General features: G+C 56.8%; 17 protein-coding genes. 10 read left to right on the top strand and 7 right to left on the bottom strand.

The window, feature by feature from the left end:
- Positions 1-162: 162 nt before the first annotated feature.
- From Q5H33_RS06690 to Q5H33_RS06680, 3 genes are all read right to left on the bottom strand, one after another.
- Complete coding sequence (locus Q5H33_RS06690; RefSeq protein ID WP_302423661.1) at positions 163-1,401, bottom strand: aminoacyltransferase; 1,239 nt, start codon at positions 1,399-1,401, stop codon at positions 163-165.
- A 226-nt stretch (positions 1,402-1,627) separates the two neighbouring features.
- On the bottom strand, positions 1,628-2,896 hold the full coding sequence (locus Q5H33_RS06685; RefSeq protein ID WP_065437690.1) for an aminoacyltransferase: 1,269 nt from the start codon (positions 2,894-2,896) through the stop codon (positions 1,628-1,630).
- A gap of 73 nt (positions 2,897-2,969) precedes the next feature.
- Positions 2,970-4,292 carry a nicotinate phosphoribosyltransferase gene (locus Q5H33_RS06680; protein WP_022244555.1) on the bottom strand — a complete coding sequence of 441 codons (1,323 nt, stop codon included), beginning with the start codon at positions 4,290-4,292 and terminating at the stop codon, positions 2,970-2,972.
- A 286-nt stretch (positions 4,293-4,578) separates the two neighbouring features.
- On the opposite strand from Q5H33_RS06680, the gene rph reads away from it, so the two are divergent.
- Both rph and Q5H33_RS06670 read left to right on the top strand, forming a co-directional pair.
- Positions 4,579-5,340 carry a ribonuclease PH gene (rph, locus tag Q5H33_RS06675; protein WP_004220147.1) on the top strand — a complete coding sequence of 254 codons (762 nt, stop codon included), beginning with the start codon at positions 4,579-4,581 and terminating at the stop codon, positions 5,338-5,340.
- 139 nt (positions 5,341-5,479) lie between these two features.
- Complete coding sequence (locus Q5H33_RS06670; protein WP_240813431.1) at positions 5,480-6,154, top strand: non-canonical purine NTP pyrophosphatase; 675 nt, start codon at positions 5,480-5,482, stop codon at positions 6,152-6,154.
- Positions 6,155-6,321: 167 nt separating this feature from the next.
- Here the strand turns inward: Q5H33_RS06670 and Q5H33_RS06665 are convergent, their stop codons facing one another.
- Positions 6,322-6,756 (bottom strand): MerR family transcriptional regulator, encoded by a 435-nt coding sequence (locus Q5H33_RS06665; RefSeq protein ID WP_065435455.1) that lies wholly within the window; start codon positions 6,754-6,756, stop codon positions 6,322-6,324.
- 208 nt (positions 6,757-6,964) lie between these two features.
- Here Q5H33_RS06665 and Q5H33_RS06660 point away from each other — a divergent pair, with 208 nt between their 5' ends.
- On the top strand, positions 6,965-7,975 hold the full coding sequence (locus Q5H33_RS06660; protein ID WP_022244552.1) for an aldo/keto reductase: 1,011 nt from the start codon (positions 6,965-6,967) through the stop codon (positions 7,973-7,975).
- Positions 7,976-8,174: 199 nt separating this feature from the next.
- On the opposite strand, the gene Q5H33_RS06655 is transcribed toward Q5H33_RS06660, so the two are convergent.
- Positions 8,175-8,501: a DUF3039 domain-containing protein gene (locus Q5H33_RS06655; protein ID WP_065438933.1), complete on the bottom strand. Its 327-nt coding sequence runs from the start codon at positions 8,499-8,501 to the stop codon at positions 8,175-8,177.
- 117 nt (positions 8,502-8,618) lie between these two features.
- Here Q5H33_RS06655 and coaD point away from each other — a divergent pair, with 117 nt between their 5' ends.
- From coaD to ilvN, 7 genes are all read left to right on the top strand, one after another.
- On the top strand, positions 8,619-9,113 hold the full coding sequence (gene coaD, locus Q5H33_RS06650; protein ID WP_004220158.1) for a pantetheine-phosphate adenylyltransferase: 495 nt from the start codon (positions 8,619-8,621) through the stop codon (positions 9,111-9,113).
- The gene (locus Q5H33_RS06645; protein ID WP_065438934.1) at positions 9,110-9,883 is read left to right on the top strand and encodes a cell division protein; all 774 of its coding nucleotides are present in this window, start codon (positions 9,110-9,112) and stop codon (positions 9,881-9,883) included. Before coaD ends, Q5H33_RS06645 begins: the two co-directional genes overlap by 4 nt.
- Before the next feature lie 14 nt (positions 9,884-9,897).
- The gene (locus Q5H33_RS06640) at positions 9,898-10,524 is read left to right on the top strand and encodes a DUF177 domain-containing protein (protein ID WP_004220163.1); all 627 of its coding nucleotides are present in this window, start codon (positions 9,898-9,900) and stop codon (positions 10,522-10,524) included.
- 116 nt (positions 10,525-10,640) lie between these two features.
- On the top strand, positions 10,641-10,835 hold the full coding sequence (gene rpmF, locus Q5H33_RS06635) for a 50S ribosomal protein L32 (RefSeq protein WP_004220165.1): 195 nt from the start codon (positions 10,641-10,643) through the stop codon (positions 10,833-10,835).
- Positions 10,836-11,202: 367 nt separating this feature from the next.
- Complete coding sequence (rnc, locus tag Q5H33_RS06630) at positions 11,203-11,985, top strand: ribonuclease III (protein WP_218054039.1); 783 nt, start codon at positions 11,203-11,205, stop codon at positions 11,983-11,985.
- Positions 11,986-12,243: 258 nt separating this feature from the next.
- Positions 12,244-14,115, top strand: a complete 1,872-nt coding sequence (locus tag Q5H33_RS06625) for an acetolactate synthase large subunit (protein WP_095279229.1) — start codon at positions 12,244-12,246, stop codon at positions 14,113-14,115.
- Between the two features lie 37 nt (positions 14,116-14,152).
- Entirely contained in the window at positions 14,153-14,701 is a 549-nt protein-coding gene (gene ilvN / locus Q5H33_RS06620) for an acetolactate synthase small subunit (RefSeq protein ID WP_004220173.1), read from the top strand.
- Positions 14,702-15,101: 400 nt separating this feature from the next.
- Here the strand turns inward: ilvN and Q5H33_RS06615 are convergent, their stop codons facing one another.
- Together Q5H33_RS06615 and Q5H33_RS06610 are read right to left on the bottom strand one after the other, a co-directional pair.
- Positions 15,102-15,641, bottom strand: coding sequence for a hypothetical protein (locus tag Q5H33_RS06615; protein WP_055062978.1), 540 nt, complete (start codon positions 15,639-15,641; stop codon positions 15,102-15,104).
- 193 nt (positions 15,642-15,834) lie between these two features.
- On the bottom strand, positions 15,835-16,821 hold a 987-nt coding region (locus Q5H33_RS06610; protein ID WP_302423650.1), incomplete at its 5' end, for an ATP-binding cassette domain-containing protein.

The following is a 16,821-nucleotide window of genomic DNA, read 5'->3' as shown; positions in this document are numbered from 1 at the left end:
AACTGTCGACCTGCTCATTACGAGTGAGCCGCTCTACCGACTGAGCTAAAGTGGCAATGCCCGGAAGCACACGCCATCCGCGCACAAGACATAAAGCGTACCAGAAAGTCTCACCCCACGCAAATCCGCGTCGCGCCAAGCATGGCTGAAACCCCCCTAAAACTAGTGGCGCAGGAGTTTGTGGGCCAAATCGCTCACGCCGTAGCGCAGCTTGCTCACCGGAAGCGTGAATTCGCCCGGCAGTTCCTCAACGTAGCCGTTGAAGCCCTGCTTGAACTCGAGCACGCCGCGTCCATCGTCTTCCGGATCGTCGAACACTCCCGAAATGCCATAGAAGTTGTACCGCGTCACTCCGCGTTCCAAGCAACGCGACATCATCTCATGCTGTAAGGCGGTGGGCGCGTAGAACTTGGCGTAACGATCGTCGGATCCGCTGGAGAAATACACCAGCTCGCGTTCATGCCACATGAACAGACCTACGGCGACCGGCACCACCTCGCCATCACGAGCGATGCGCTCGTTCGCATCCTCAATGCGGCGACGTGCGGACTCCACATTCTTCTGAGCCGTATCGAGCTTCTTGCGCACATCATCCGGGTACTTCGTATGCTCAAGCGAACGCTCCAAGCGTTCCACGTCTTTCGAGAACTTCGCCAGCTTTTCCTCCCAGGATTGCAAATAGCGGTCAAGATGCACTTCCGCCACCATGAACTCGGCCTTGTCTCCAAACGCATCATATACGCGTTCGAAGTAATCAAGGCTACGGTTGGCGAAATGCTGGCGTTCGCTACTCAGCTCGCAAATATCGTGGAACACGTTCAGCTCACTGCGATTCAGGCGTCGAACCTCCACGCCGCTGTTCCGCGCGATCTTGACGTTACGACGCGTGTTCTTCGCATACGAAGCGAGCAGCTCGCCGGCGTTCGAGAACTCTCTCAAGTCCTTGACGTAATTCCAACGGTTCATCAGGGCATCGTATCCACGGGTAAAGCCAGCATGCTTCCAACCCAGCCGCTCGTACTCCCGCACCATCTCATCATTGGGTTCGGCCATGGCCTTGCCTTGCGAATCACGAACGCAATACACCTGGTTGGGCCAGCACGTCAGGCTGATGGCGTGAACCCGTTCGGCGGCCTCGCGCAAACCTTCGGTCAACGCGGTCATCTGCTCTCTGTTATTCCCATTGCACAACGGGCCAAGCCATAACGAGCCTTCCACGCCGAAACGCCCTTGCGAAAAAGCCACCAACGCGCCAGCCACCGGAGCATCGTGCGAATCCACCAATCCGACGTATTGCGTTTGCATGCCGTCGGACTGAGCCAATGCCGCCATTTCGGAAGTCTGCTGGAATCCGCCGTATCTGCTCGCGGCGGAAAGCTCATCAAACTCACTACCGCTCAGCTAGCGCACATTCCATTCAGACGATTCTTGCTCTTGTTCCTCACTCGCATTCACTTCGCGCATCACGATCCGTAACTACCTTTCACTATCCCAACTGGCTAAAATCCCTTTTCACCAAAAGCGATAACCTAGTCCGGCCTACAGTCGCCGTCAACAGCGTTCACATAACCCTCGCGCACCTATAAGCCCCCACCCAGAATCCTCCAAGCGGAAGGTGAGCTAATAGCTAGTGGCGCAGGAGTTTGCGGAGGGCGGTCTTGAGTTTGAAGGTCAGCGGGCGTACGGGAAGCACGAATGAGCCCATGAGTTCCTCGACGTACCCGTTGAAGCCTTGCTTGAATTCGAGTACGCCACGACCCTCATCTTCCGGATCGTCGAACACGCCGTTGATGCCGTAGAAGTTGTAGCGGGTCACACCGCGTTCCACACACAAATGCAGCATGGCATCATGCTGAATGAGCGCGGAAGCGTAGAACGGCTTGTACTTTTCCACACTGCCCGAGAACAGATACACCGTTTCACGAGCGTGTTCCACGAATAGGGATGCTGCCGCCGGAAGCACGTCACCGTCTTTGGCGTACTCGGCCGCCTCGGTCAAACGTTTTTCCGCCGCCGCCAAGTTTCGGGATTCCTCCCCTAGCTGGCGTTCCGTTTTGGTGGTCGGATGCTCGTCGTACTTGGCCTGCAGCACATCGACCTTCTTCCGCAAGGCGTCACACTTGGATTCCATGTCGGCAATGTATTCGCCGATGTGAATCTGCGCCACCATGAAGTGGGCTTTGCTGCCGTAAGCTTGCTTGAACTTGCGGAAGTAGGCTTCACCACGATATTCGAAATTACGGCGTTCGGCGGTGGCCTGCTCGATGTCGGCAAACACCTGCAGCTCGTCTTCGCCTAGCTCGCGCACATGCACGCCCATGGATGCGGCACGTTTCACGCTCCACTGCGTGCGCTTGTCATACGACTTGAGCAGTGACTTTTCGTCGGTAATGCCAGTCAGGTCTTTCAGGTAACGCCAGCGCGGCACCGCAGTGTAGCCGATGGTGAAGCCGTCATGCATGAAGCCGAGGTTTTTCAACGTTTCCACGGCATCATCAGCAGGAGCACCACCTTGGTCGGCTGGCAGTTCGCCGCCACGCGAGTCATGCAGGCAGTATGGCATTTCCGGCACGATTTCCATCTGTGCGGAACCTTTCGCCTTCGCGTGCTGCTTGAGTTGGGTCATGAAATATTCGGTCAATTCGCGATCGCGATAGTCACACAAGGGGCCATCGTGCACCACACTGAAGGTGGAAAGGCGGCTGCGATGCGTTTCGAACAGCGCTCCCGCAACGATTGTGCCGTTTTCTTGAACGCCAAGGTATTCCACTTCGATCCCTTGGCCGGCACGCAGACGGCCTGCGGCAGAGGTCTGCTGGAAGTTGCCGTCCGCGTGATGTGCGGAAAAATCGTCAAACGCCTCCGGACTCAACGTAACCAGAGAAAATGCTCGCATGTAATCCTACCCCTTCATGCTGGTTGATTACGAGATTGATTGCCGTACGCAACCAGCATGATGGTAGCACGAGTCAAAGGACGGTGATTTCGGTAGGGATTACCGGGTCGCCCTTCATGAGGCTTTGCGCGCCGATCGGCAGTTCGGCCAGCGCCTGGGCGCGGTAATTATGCGCGTTGACGATGGCCTCGTGTCCCTGATAATCGGAGTTGATTTCGCCGTTGCTCACGTAGCCGACCAGCAGATCCTTCCAGCCTTCTTCCGGCTGATAGGCGGCCAGCTGCTCTTCGGAGCCGGAAATCACATGTTCGCAGTCGGCCAGCGAATACTCGTACGAACGGAAGGCGAGCTTGCGGCCCGGAACCGTGGCCTTGTCTTTCGACTTCTTGGCCACCGGCTGCATGTCACCAGCGGAATTCTCGCGTTCAGTCAGCTTGTACACCATCGCACAGGTCGGAGCGCCCGATCCGGTGACGAGCATGGTGCCCACGCCATACGAATCGACCGGCGCGGTCTGCAGCGAAGCGAGCGCATACTCGTCCAAATCGTTGGTAACGGTGATCTTCGTGTTGGTAGCGCCCAACGCATCCAGCTGGTTGCGCACGCGCTGCGCCAACGACGCCAGATCGCCGGAATCGATGCGCACGCCGCCCAATTCGGGTCCGGCCACTTCAACAGCTGTCTTCACGGCCTCTTCAATGTTGTACGTGTCAACCAACAGTGTGGTGTTCTTGCCGAGCGCGGCAATCTGCGATTCAAACGCGCTGCGCTCATCATCATGCACCAGCGTGAAGCAGTGTGCGGCCGTGCCGATGGCATTCAAGCCATACATTTGCGCGGCCAGCAGATTGGCCGTGCCCTTGAATCCGCCCACTACCGCAGCACGGGCAGCGGCAACGGCGGCCCACTCGTTCGTACGGCGCCCGCCCATATCCATGCACGGGCGATCCTTCGCGGCGCTGACCATGCGGGACGCGGCCGACGCAACCGCGGAATCGTAATTCAGAATGCTCAGCAACAGCGTTTCCAGCAGCGTGCACTCGCCGAACGTGCCTTCGACTTGCAGAATCGGCGAATTCGGGAAGAACATCTCACCTTCGCGATAGCCCTTGATCGAACCGGAAAAATGGAAATTCTCAAGCCATTTGATAGTTTCAGGGCCCACTACTTTGCGATCTGCAAGGAATTTCAGATCATTATCGTCAAGATGGAAATTTTCAAGTGCGTCAAGAATACGACCTTGGCCGGCGGCCACCCCATAGTGGCGGCCAAGCGGCAGATGACGGGTGAAAATCTCGAATACGCACTTGCGATTGGCGGTGCCGTCCCTCAGGCACGCGTCAAGCATGGTGTATTCGTACATGTCGGTCATGAGTGCAGGTGAATAATCCAGCATTTCCAAAGCCTTTCTGACTTTTGGTGAAACTGACCATAAGTGTAGGCCTCGCCGTGGCCAAGCACAGGTTTTCGTTCCATCATACGTGCTTGCATGCCTGTATTACGTGAGACAAACGTGAGATGCGCGCAAATTCGGGCACGACGCAAATTGGGATAGGCAAATTGAGGTGCAGCAAGAGGCGAGTTCAAGACGGAAAGACGGGTTTTCGGCTGGTGATACTGTTTTTTCGGAAAATACAAACGATTGTTGATCGTGTGATCAATCGAAAGCAGAGAAGTCAGCGATGGTAGCGATTAAAGACTTGTTGGGCGAAACGATGATTCGTACGGACGGACGCAAGGTGGATGAGCTGCGTCCGGTGCGCATCACCCGTCATTTCACGGATGTTCCGGAAGGATCCGTGCTTGTGGAATGCGGCAATACGCGAGTGATGTGCACGGCCACGTTCACCGCAGGCGTGCCACGTTGGCGCAAGGACTCCGGCTTGGGCTGGGTCACCGCGGAATATGCGATGCTGCCGCGAGCCACTGCAGACCGCACCGATCGTGAATCCGTGCGTGGCAAGATCGGCGGACGCACGCATGAGATCAGCCGACTGATCGGTCGCTGCCTGCGTGGCGTGGTTGATATGAAGGCACTCGGCGAAAACCAGGTGCAGATCGACTGCGACGTGCTGCAGGCCGACGGCGGCACCCGAACAGCGTCGATCACCGGCGCATATGTGGCGCTCGTGGACGCCATGCGCTGGGCCGAGAAGCACAAGCACATCAGGTCCGCCGAGCGCGTGATCAAAGACAGCGTTTCCGCCGTGTCCGTAGGCGTGATCGATGGCACACCGATGCTTGACCTGCCGTACATCGAAGACAGCAAGGCCATGACCGATATGAACGTGGCCATGACCGGTTCCGGCGAATTCATTGAAATTCAGGGCACTGCCGAACACCGCCCGTTCAACCGCGCCGAGTTGAACGCGCTGCTTGACCTGGCGGAAAAGGGCAACAAGGAACTGCAGGCCGCACAGCAGTCCGCGCTCGCACAGGACTGAAGGCTGCAAGTCGGACGTAAGCCAACCGCAGGCTGGCCTCGCAAACCAATCGTAGGTTAGGCAAGTCAGGGCACGTCAAACGCACGTCAGGCAAGCCGACATCAACGAAGCAACGAACAGCAACGAAAGGAATCGGAACGTGAGAATTATCGTCGCAACGCATAACGAGGGCAAACTCGTTGAAATCAACCGCATTCTGGAAGATTGCCTGGGTGCGAACGCGGATCAGGTGGAGCTGGTGTCGGCCGGTTCGCTGAATCTGCCGGATCCGGTGGAAGATGGCGTGACCTTCCAAGAGAACGCGCTGCTCAAGGCCCGTGATGTGGCCGCACGTACGGGCTGCCCGGCAATCGCCGACGATTCCGGTCTGATTGTGGACGTGATGGGCAATGCCCCCGGCATTCTTTCCGCACGTTGGGCGGGCAAGCATGGCGATGACAAAGCCAACAACGCGCTGCTGCTCGCGCAGATCGCCGACATTCCGGATGCCAAGCGTACCGCGCGTTTCCGTTGCGCGGCCGCGCTGGTGGTGCCGCAAACCGAAGCAGGCGCAGGCGCCGATGGTCGTTATGCGATCGCTCAAGAAATCGTGGAAACCGGCGAAATGCCGGGCGTGCTGCTGCATGAGCCTCATGGCGAGCATGGCTTCGGCTACGACCCGCTGTTCGTGCCCGACGATCAGCCGGCGCGTGCCGTCGAAGCCGGCGAGAAGCTCACGTCCGCGCAGATGGAACCGGCCGAAAAGAACGCCATCTCCCATCGCGGCAAGGCGTTGCGCGCCCTGCTGCCATCCGTGGCCACTCTGCTGAAGTAGGGCTGAAACGAGTCGCAGCAGTCTCTATTAGACGTTCTGCTAGGTGTTCTAAAGGTGTGGAACTGTAGTTTGCGGTTCCACACCTTTTATTTTCCGCTTTTTCGCCAACTGGGCGTCACCGCCCTTCGCCAACCAGTCTTCACTGATCTTCGTCAGTCCACCGAACTTCACCGATCGTCGGCGCGAAAATCCTTGCCATCATAATTCGCCCAATCCGGGTATGGCGCCCCCGTTTCGATGCTGTGCTGAATATCGCGATACAAGTGCAGTTTGCGCAACACATGCATGTACGCCTCTTCCAGCGCGGCCCGCTGTTTCAAAATCGCTTGATGCCGCGATTCCAACAATTCCAGCATGTCCGCAATGTGCGCACGCTCGTCTTTTTCGTATGCGAAGAAGCGTTTGAGTTCATCGATGCTCATGCCCGCATGTTTGAAGCAGGCGATCGCCTCGAGCCGCCCGATATGCGAGTCGGTGTACACGCGTCGCCCCGCATCGTCGCGCTCCACGTCGCACAGCAGCCCCTGATCCTCGTAATAGCGCAAGGTTGACGTCTGCACATGGAATCGTTGCGCGACTTCACGAATCGTATATGTTGCCATTCCCCTTCTCATTTCTACGATTTTCTAGGTTTTTCTAGCGATTTTGCGATTCCTTGCGATTGTCAATCATCGGAAAACACACTATCGACGATACTTGCATTCAAGTTTACTTGAAGTGCGACGATAGTATCGTCGACAAACTTACGACATGCGCCAACTCAAGCAACACAGCGCACAGCGGAATACGCAGAGTTTTCAAGGAGGAACCATGCTTGAACCGACCACCGTCTACACGCCGTCACCCGCTCGATACGATTCCATGACCTACAATCATGTGGGCGAGAGCGGCCTGAAACTTCCAGCGGTTTCGCTCGGCTTTTGGCATAATTTCGGCGATATCACGCCGTACGCCACTATGCGTGACATCGTGTTCACCGCATTCGACAACGGCATCACACATTTCGATCTCGCCAACAATTACGGTCCCGAGCCAGGCAGTGCGGAAAAGAACTGCGGCCGTCTGCTGCGCGAATATTTCCATCATCATCGCGACGAACTGATCATCAGCACCAAAGCCGGCTACGAAATGTGGCTCGGCCCCTACGGTGATCTCGGCAGCCGCAAATATCTACTCGCCTCGCTCGACCAAAGCCTCGAACGCCTCGGTCTCGACTATGTCGACATTTTCTACCATCACCACATGGATTCCTCCACGCCGCTCGAAGAAACCATGGGCGCGTTGGCAACCGCCGTGCAAAGCGGCAAGGCACTCTACGTGGGCCTGAGCAATTACGATGGTCCGACGCTGGAAAAGGCCACCGCGATCCTCGATGAGCTGCATGTGCCGTTCATCATCAACCAGAACCGTTACAGCATTTTCGACCGCACCGTGGAACGCAACGGATTGAAGAAAACCGCCAAAAAGCTTGGCAAAGGTCTTATCACGTTCTCGCCGCTCGAACAGGGTCTGCTCACGAACCGCTATCTCAACGGCGTGCCCGCAGACAGCCGCATCGCGCACGACGGTCGATTCCTGCAGGAAAGCGCGTTGACGCCGGAACGCCTGCAGCAGATCCGCGACCTGAACGATCTTGCCGCCGAACGCGGGCAGACGCTTGCCGAAATGGCGCTCGCCTGGCTGCTGCACGACGGTTACGTGACCTCCGTGCTTGTCGGCGCTTCCCGCCCGCAGCAGCTGCTCGACAATATCGGCGCGTTGAAGAACACCACGTTCAGCGATGAGGAATTGCGTCGCATCGACGAAATTTCGTTGCGCTAAACGCGGATCTTTCAAAACGGCAAGCTGACAATAAAACGCGACAGCAATAAAAATCTGCCGAGACAATCTCAATCATCGAAAAATAATTTCGATATAGAGACCATCTCGGCAGATTTTTTATATGTAATCACTTTCGGCAATCTTCAGAAATTTCAACGAAATTCCAAGATCACCATACGATGAAAGAGATAAAAAACGATTAGAAATTGGAATTCATCATTTCGTCGTAGATACGCTTGCAATCCGGACATACCGGGAACTGCGAAGGATCACGCTTCGGCACCCACACCTTGCCGCACAACGCCACCACCGGTCGGCCGGTGCGACGGGACTCGGCAATGCGATCGCGCGACACATAATGCGCGAAACGATCCGCATCGCCGTTGCCGCCATCATCCAGCTTCGTCTCCTCTTCGGGGCGTTCCAACACCGCAGTGCCGGTACCCGCGTCGGGATTGGAAAGCGGCGAGACCGGGTCGGCCTCGTCAACGAAGCCGTCGCGATCATCGAATATCGAACATGCCATAATCAACTCCTCAAATACGCCGCAACCGCGGCACCACTGCCTCCATCATAGCCATGAAAACCCACATATTCGCCGACACTTCGCGTAATTTCACGCAATCGCGGTACGCTTGAGGCTATGACAATTGCAGTTTGCCCCGGGTCGTACGACCCAGTGACCGCCGGACATTTGGACGTCATCGAACGTTGCGCGCGTTTTTTCGATGAAGTGCATGTCGTAGTGGCGGTGAACGCGGCGAAAACACCGATGTTTTCCGAAGAGACCCGCGTTGAGATTATCCGTAAGGCGCTTGAAGAGCGGAATTGCCGCAATATCAAGGTTGCTTCAACAACCGGACTGATTACCGACTATTGCAAGAAGGTCGGTGCGACGGTTATCGTGAAGGGGCTTCGGCAGAATGGCGATTATGAGGCCGAGTTGGGTATGGCGCTGGTCAATCGCAAGCTTGCCGACGTGGAAACGCTGTTTTTGCCGGCGGCGCCCGATTTGGAACATATCTCCAGTTCGATCGTGAAAGATGTGGCACGTCACGGCGGCGATGTGACCGGCATGGTGCCCGATTGCGTGATTCCGCTACTCGGAGAAGCGCTCAATAATGAAAAGAGGGCATGATGGGTGAAGAAACGAATGCGTACGATCCGGCCGGCAGCCAGTTTGACGACGACGTGACCGCCGAACGCCCGACCGATCGGGCGGCCCAATCCGGTCAGAAGGCACAAGCCACGGCACGCGCCGCCGAGCCGGTCAAACCGTTGATTTCCATGTCTGATCTGCCGGATTTACGCAACACGTTCAATCCCAACGCACCGCTGGACGATTCCAACGATTTGAGCCGCGACGAATTCACCACCGTGTACGACATTATCGACAAACTCGAATCGGCATTGGACGAAGCGAAACCGATACTGTTCTTCCCCGGCAGCGTGCGCGTCGACCGCGACGAATTCACCGAACAGCTCGACCAGTTGAAGAAAATGATGCCGGTACAGCTGGAACGCGCCTCGGCGTTGATGCGTGAGTCGGAACGACGTTTGGAAAGCGCGCAAACGCAAGCCAACGCCATCGTCGCTTCGGCGCAATCGCGTGCGGCAGACACGATACGTGAGGCCAACGAGCAGGCGCAATTCCTCGCCGGGCAGGAAAACGTGACCGAACTGGCTCGGCAGAAGGCGCGTGCTATTCTCGACCAAGCGCAAGCCAGGGCCGACCATCTCACGCAGGGAGCTGACAAATACTGCACCACGGTGATGGAAACGCTGCAACAGCAGCTCGGCAAGCTTGGCAACGACGTGCAGGCGGGATTGAACGTACTGTATGATCGCCAGCACGAAGCGAGCACGCATGTGCCGCATCTTGACGCAAACGACTATCCGGAAAGCTGAATGGAAGGCTGAACATGGCACGTATCGAAGATTCCCCGTGGGCGATTTCCGTGGCGCAAGTCGCCTCGCGAGCCGGGCAAAGCAAGGAGATCGACGCAACGTTCCCCGCACCGAGCGGCATCGGCGATGAGATCGTCGGCGTTGAGGAGGGTGCGGATGTGACCGTTGTCGGCTCGTTCGACTCCATTGTCGACGGCCTGATTTTCAACGCCCGCATCAGTGCCCCCGTGCACGCCGAATGCACCCGCTGTCTGAAACCGATCAAGCGCGATTGGACGGTGAACGTCACTTCGTTCTTCCCATATGAAGACAAGTCCGCAAGCGTTGCGTCCGGCAAGGGCGGCAAAAACGGCAAGGGCGGCGTCAAGGAAGAGGAAGTCGACATTATCGCCGGCGAAGACGAGTCGGAGGATTCGTATCCGCTGCTTGAAGGCGGATCCTGGGCCGATATTGAGACGCTTCTGCGCGACACGTTGGTCGAGGAACTGCCGTTGCAGCCGCTGTGCAAGCCTGATTGCTTGGGATTGTGCTCTCAGTGCGGCGCCGATCTGAACGAGGATCCGGACCATCATCACGATGTGACCGATATTCGTTTCGCCGCTTTGGAAGGCTTGAAGGCCCGGCTGGAAGGCAACGAGTAAGGTCCATCCGGGTGCTGGCAGGGCTGATTTTGCTCGGTTTTTGCAATTTGTACGGAGCACAAGTTAAGATACTGAACGCTTAAGCTCAATCGTTCGAACGAAACAGAGGAAACACAATGGCACTGCCTAAGTACAAGACCTCGCGCGCGAATACTCATTCTCGCCGCGCAAACTGGAAGGCCAAGGCCGCCCAGACCGTTACCTGCCCGAACTGTGGCGCTCCGGCGCTGCCGCACATGGCCTGCCCGAGCTGCGGCGCCTACCGCGGCCGCGTGTACCGCGAGGCTGTCCGCTCCATCCACACCAAGTGAGTGGCTGCCGAGTAACGGCATGAAGCATTGAAACCCTGCCATCGACGGGTGGCAGGGTTTTGTATATTTCAGGCTGCGCACTTGGCCATATGCATTCGCATGCACCCGACCATCTCACCTCGCATCCGCCAAGTATCGCATCCACCTAGTATCCGCGCATTTCCCTGCATTTCCGCCTCGACATGGGTGGAGAGTAGACTGAACGGGATCGTTGTTTGCATAGCAATCGGCCAGATTCGCTGGCTTGTTGCCACGTACGCAACGTCCCGAACAGCGCGGCGAGCTTCGCCGTCGCATACCCACTACGAAACCGAGGACGATTATGACCCAGAACAACGCCGACGCATCCGCCGTTTCCGAAGGCGAGATGACCGCCAACGCACTGCTTGAAGCGCTCGGCACCACGCTCGAACCCGACCTGCTGGTCGAAGCGCTCACCCACCGCTCCTTCTCGCACGAGAATCCGGGCGCAAAAAACTATGAACGTTTGGAATTCCTTGGCGACGCCGTGCTTGAGCTCGTCTCCACGGAAACCCTGTACAAGGCACACCCCGACATGAACGAGGGGCAGCTTGCGAAAATGCGCGCGAAAGCCGTTTCCGAGGAATCCTTGAGCAAAATCGCTCGCGAAAAGCTCAATGCAGGCCCGTACATTCTGCTCGGTCATGGCGAAAGCGATCAGGGCGGCGCTGATAAAAGCTCGATTCTGTGCGATATCGTCGAATCGTTGATCGGTGCGACGTTCATTCAGCATGGCATTGACGAGGCACGTCGCGTTGTGCATCATCTTGTTGACGAAACGCTTGCGGAAGTCGCGACGGAAGGCCCAGCCCTCGATTGGAAAACCTCGCTTACCGTCAAAGCGCATGGCATGGGCTTCGGCGAACCGCGCTACCAGATGTCGGTTTCCGGTCCGGAATATGCGCAAGTGTTCACTGCGAACGTCATGCTGGGCGAAAGCGACGAAATCATCAGCACCGGCACAGGCACCAGCAAACGCAAGGCGCAACTCGCCGCAGCCGAAAAAGGTTGGAAGGCACTGGACAATCGCAAGCCTGAAGCACAAAACGTCCGTAAGCATCGCAAACATCATCACAAGCACAGCGGCAACGAAAGTAACGGCAGCAACGGCGAAAACACCAGTAAGTAGTCGCAGGTAGATAACAAGCAGCTACGAATCCGCCCTCTCATACCGCCGCGGAACGCAATACGCCAGAATATGGCACGAATCCGGCATATTCTCCTGTCAGCCGATAGCATAGACTGATTACTAGCGAAGGATTGCGATTCGCAAGTCGCCACAAGCGATTGCGCCGCTTTCCGATGATGGGGTTCGGCTGATTGCGTGCACCGAAACGCGGCAGCATACCCCTGTAAGAAAGTTCCACGAGCGAATATGAGAGGGAACATGGTGTTACCTACGCCCCTGCAGGCATTCAGCGGCATGCCCAAGGCAGCCGCAACCACTGAAAAGCAGACCATTGTTGACGGCGAGAAGATGACCGGCGCCGAAGCGCTGGTACGTTCGCTGGAAGATCTGGGCGTCAAGGATGTTTTCGGCGTTCCAGGCGGCGCGATTCTGCCGGTATACGATGCAATCAATGATGAAACCAGCTTCCGTTTTGTGCTGATGCGCCACGAACAGGCCGCAGGTCATGCGGCTGAAGGCTATGCCGTATCGACCGGTCAGGTCGGCGTGTGCATCGTCACGTCCGGCCCGGGCGCCACGAACATGATCACCCCGATCGCCGACGCGAACATGGATTCCGTGCCGATGGTGGTCATCACCGGCCAGGTCGGCGTGAACGCCATTGGCACCGACGCCTTCCAGGAAGCCGATATCGTCGGCGCAACCTACCCGGTGGTCAAGCACTCCTATCTGGTCACGCGTGCGCAGGACATTCCGCGTGTGCTGGCTGAAGCGCACTATGTGGCACGTTCCGGCCGCCCTGGTCCGGTGGTGGTCGACGTCACCAAAACCGCGCAGACCGGCGATATGTACTATTCGTGGCCGCAGCGCATGATTCTGCCCGGCTACAATCCCACCACGAAGGCGCACGGCCGTGTGCTTTCCGACGCTGCGAAGCTGTTCGAGCAGTCGTACCGTCCGGTGCTGTATGTGGGCGGCGGCGCGGCACGTTCCGATGCCGGCAAGCTCGTGCAGGAGCTGGCGGAAGTCACGAACGCTCCGATCGTCACCACGCTGCCCGCACGCGGTGTTGTGCCTGATTCCGATCCGAAGGTGCTTGGCATGCTTGGCATGCATGGCACGATTGCCGCTACCGGTGCCGTGCAGCGTTGCGATCTGCTTGTTGCGATCGGCGCTCGTTTCGACGATCGTGTAACCGGCAAGCTTGACGCTTTCGCTCCGGGTGCACGTGTGATTCACATTGATATCGATCCGGCGGAAATCGGCAAGAACCGTCAGCCGGATGTGCCGATCGTTGGCGATGTGGCAACCGTGCTGAAGGATCTCATTCCGGAAATCAAGCGCGAGCAGGCCGTGCATGGCAAGCCTGACACTTCGCATTGGTGGGAGATCATCAACGATTGGCGTGAAAAGTACCCGATCAAGTGGGACGAGCCGACCGATGGTTCGCTCGCTCCGCAGTGGGTCATCAAGCAGCTTTCCGACCTGGCTGATTCTGACACGATTTGGGTTACCGGTGTGGGCCAGCATCAGATGTGGGCCACGCAGCTCATCGATTTCGAGAAGCCGCATTCTTGGCTGAGCTCCGGCGGCCTTGGCACCATGGGTTACGGACTGCCGGCCGCCATCGGCGCCCGTGTCGGTTCCGAACGTTTCCATGAGGGCGAGAAGCCGGTGTGGCTGATTGACGGCGACGGTTCCTTCCAGATGACGTCTGAAGAGCTGGCGACCGCGTTCCACGATCACACGCCAGTCAAGATCGCGCTGCTGAACAATTCCGTGTATGGCATGGTTCGTCAGTGGCAGACCCTGTTCTACGGCGAGCATTATTCCGCCACCAATCTGATGGATGGAGAGAATACGCCGGAAATCGTGGATGTTCCTGATTTCGTGAAGCTTGCCGAAGCGTACGGTTGCATCGGCATGCGTGCGTTCACGGAAGAAGAAGCCATTGAGGCGATCAAGAAGGCCAACGAAATCAACGATCGCCCGGTGCTTATCGACTTCCGCGTGTGGAAGGACGCTATGGTGTGGCCGATGGTCGCAGCTGGCGATTCCAACGACAATGTCACCTATATGCCCGGAATCAAGCCGCTGCAGCGCCCGAAAGCCGCTGCCGACAACGAGTAAACGAGCAAACGAGTAAGTAGTAAGGAAGGGTCTACCAATGTATCCTGCATCTCAGCCGGGTTCCAAGCGCCATACGCTTTCCGTGCTCGTAGAGAACCGTCCGGGCGTGCTGGCACGTATTGCCGGCCTGTTCGCCCGTCGTGCGTTCAACATCAACTCGCTGTCCGTCTCCCCCACCGAGCGTCCTGACATTTCGCGTGTCACGGTGACCGCCGATGTGGATGAGGTGCCGCTCGAGCAGATCATCAAGCAGCTCAACAAGCTGCTGCATGTGTTGAAAATCGTGGATTTGGATCCGAACACCACTGTGGAGCGCGAACTGGTGCTTATCAAGGTAACTGCCGACGAATCCAACCGTTCCGACGTGCTTGAGATCGTGCGTCTGTTCCGCGTGCGCGTGGTCGATGTGAATCCGGAATCGCTGACCATCGAAGCCACCGGTGCCGAAGGCAAGATTGATGCGCTGCTGGGGCTTTTGGAGCATTACGGCATTATCGAGCTGGTTCGTTCCGGCGCGGTCGCAGTGACGCGCGGTCCGAAGGCCTTGAGCGAAAAGGTGCTCGGCTCCGAAATCACCGGTCGCTGATCCAATCAGCCTAATCCCAAACCTACAGGGCTTTCCCGTTTCAACGCGGGAAAGCCCTTTTTGTTGTCAGATCTGCGATATTCAGAAAATATCTGATCATTGGAGGCATGCCAGCTGCAGTAGCATCTTTTGCGCAAAACAACAGTCTCATAGACGTTCGCAAGGCGCAAGAAGATATCAAACAAGGTTCATCGAGCGCTTAATAATGTGTTGGCAGAGGAAAGTTATCACCTTCACCAAGGATTAGTTTTCGGCCCCGGCAACATCGAAACCGACCACAACATCACCTACTACCCCATCTACCTAATCGGCCAGTTTTGCAACAACTAGCCCAGTAGCATTCATCGTGATGCCACAAACCATGATGATGGCAGCACGACAGGGAGCATTATGACTGAAATTATTCATGATGGGGTTCCTTTACTTCATATACGGAAACAACAAGATCCGTATTGCCGATATTGATAATGGACAATGAGGTGGCATCTGGGAAATTCTTTGCCGGGAGAGAGATCGTTTCTATTCCGTTAGATGTACAGGCCTCCCTAGTGGTTAGGGTGTGTGGCTGTCCATCTTTGTAGAGAACAAACGAATAGGGAGCCTGCTCCTTCTGCTTACACATGGAGATGACATAATACATATTGCTGTCATCAACTGTTTTTGTAAATGAAATAGCATCATCGCCATGTACGGATTTCGCACCCAGCTTGTTTACTAGAACCAGTTTGCCCGAGCTATTGAGATCATCGACGGCGACACGGTCCAGAGCGTCCACAGTAAATGCTTTATATGCCTGTTTTGCGGCATCATCATTCTCGCTGCCGCTCTGTACGGAGCCATCACCGAAACTTTCATGTGCAGCTTTCGTGCAGCCAACGCATGACCACAACAACAAGCTGGACAACAAGCAACAGGCGCTTCTTCGCATCACTTGATTCATAAGGCACCTCCATTGGTCTCTCCGACAAGAACAGCTAAGGTTTCCTGCAATAACAAGAATATGACATTGGCACATGGAATGCCACGCATCGCTGTCGCACGAATGGCCAACATTCACCGGAAACGATGGAGGAGCTGCGCCGCCGCCACAACATGCACACCCTGTCCGGTAATTGACGCGGGCGATACGAATGCTACTCGAGCTGTTCGGAGAGTTCCATCCATTCGAGTTCAAGTTCTTCGGACTCGTCGGTGACGGCTTGAAGCTGGTCGTTGAGCTTGCCTAGGCCCTCGTAGTCGCTGGGGTCGTGCGCGGCCATTTGCTGCTCAAGATCGGCTTTCTGCTCTTCGAGTTTGGCGAGTTTGCGCTCGATTGCCGATACGCGCTTGGAGGCTTCGTGAAAGGCCTTGCCGGAAAGTTTCGGCGTAGAAGGCGCGGAAGATGCGGTTTCAGCAGTCGCAGACCCACTTGCGGAGTTGCCTGCGGTGCCTTCGGTCGTGGAACCGGCAGTCCCAGCGGAACCGCCCCTCTTGCCTTTGCCGGCACCTGCCTTTTCGTCCGCAAACGGATTCTTGCCGTTCTTGATGGCCTCAGTCATGTCCAGATAATCCTGCACGCCACCGGGCAGGTGGCGCACCTTGCCGCCGATCAGCGCGAACTGCTGATCGGTGACACGTTCGAGTAGATACCGGTCATGGGAGACGACGATCAGAGTTCCCGGCCAAGTGTCGAGCAGATCCTCCATCACGGCGAGCATGTCGGTGTCGAGATCATTGCCGGGCTCATCCATGATGAGCACGTTCGGCTCGTCCAGTAGGATCAGCAGCAACTGCATACGACGCTTCTGACCACCCGATAGGTCCTTGATCGGCGTCATCAGCTGCGCCGACTCGAATCCGAGACGCTCCATCATCTGCCCCGGCGTGGTTTCCTTGCCGTCCACGATATAGCTCGGCTTGTAACGGCTCAGCACTTCCTTGATCTTGTATTTACCGAGCTTCTCCAATTCGTCGAGACGCTGTGAAAGCACCGCGAATTTCACGGTTTTGCCAATATTCACATGACCTACAGTGGGGGTGATCGTGCCGTCAAGAATCTTCAATAACGTCGATTTTCCGGCACCGTTCGCGCCGACGATGCCGAAACGATCGCCCGGCCCGATCAGCCATGTCACGTCGTC

The sequence above is a fragment of the uncultured Bifidobacterium sp. genome (assembly GCF_959020145.1).
Classification (GTDB): domain Bacteria; phylum Actinomycetota; class Actinomycetes; order Actinomycetales; family Bifidobacteriaceae; genus Bifidobacterium.
The sequence above is the reverse complement of the archived record's forward strand: the minus strand, read 5'-3'. Positions and strand labels throughout refer to the sequence as shown.

Excerpts from the sequence above, each read along its gene's own strand:
- Q5H33_RS06680 (WP_022244555.1), bottom strand. The coding sequence starts at position 4,292 with ATGCTGGATTATTCACCTGCACTCATGACCGACATGTACGAATACACC.
- Q5H33_RS06655 (WP_065438933.1), bottom strand. The coding sequence starts at position 8,501 with ATGGCATGTTCGATATTCGATGATCGCGACGGCTTCGTTGACGAGGCC.
- Q5H33_RS06625 (WP_095279229.1), top strand. The coding sequence starts at position 12,244 with ATGGTGTTACCTACGCCCCTGCAGGCATTCAGCGGCATGCCCAAGGCA.
- Q5H33_RS06640 (WP_004220163.1), top strand. The coding sequence starts at position 9,898 with ATGGCACGTATCGAAGATTCCCCGTGGGCGATTTCCGTGGCGCAAGTC.
- rnc (WP_218054039.1), top strand. The coding sequence starts at position 11,203 with ATGACCGCCAACGCACTGCTTGAAGCGCTCGGCACCACGCTCGAACCC.
- rph (WP_004220147.1), top strand. The coding sequence starts at position 4,579 with ATGGTAGCGATTAAAGACTTGTTGGGCGAAACGATGATTCGTACGGAC.
- Q5H33_RS06665 (WP_065435455.1), bottom strand. The coding sequence starts at position 6,756 with ATGGCAACATATACGATTCGTGAAGTCGCGCAACGATTCCATGTGCAG.
- coaD (WP_004220158.1), top strand. The coding sequence starts at position 8,619 with ATGACAATTGCAGTTTGCCCCGGGTCGTACGACCCAGTGACCGCCGGA.
- Q5H33_RS06685 (WP_065437690.1), bottom strand. The coding sequence starts at position 2,896 with ATGCGAGCATTTTCTCTGGTTACGTTGAGTCCGGAGGCGTTTGACGAT.
- Q5H33_RS06660 (WP_022244552.1), top strand. The coding sequence starts at position 6,965 with ATGCTTGAACCGACCACCGTCTACACGCCGTCACCCGCTCGATACGAT.
- Q5H33_RS06615 (WP_055062978.1), bottom strand. The coding sequence starts at position 15,641 with ATGAATCAAGTGATGCGAAGAAGCGCCTGTTGCTTGTTGTCCAGCTTG.
- rpmF (WP_004220165.1), top strand. The coding sequence starts at position 10,641 with ATGGCACTGCCTAAGTACAAGACCTCGCGCGCGAATACTCATTCTCGC.
- Q5H33_RS06645 (WP_065438934.1), top strand. The coding sequence starts at position 9,110 with ATGATGGGTGAAGAAACGAATGCGTACGATCCGGCCGGCAGCCAGTTT.
- ilvN (WP_004220173.1), top strand. The coding sequence starts at position 14,153 with ATGTATCCTGCATCTCAGCCGGGTTCCAAGCGCCATACGCTTTCCGTG.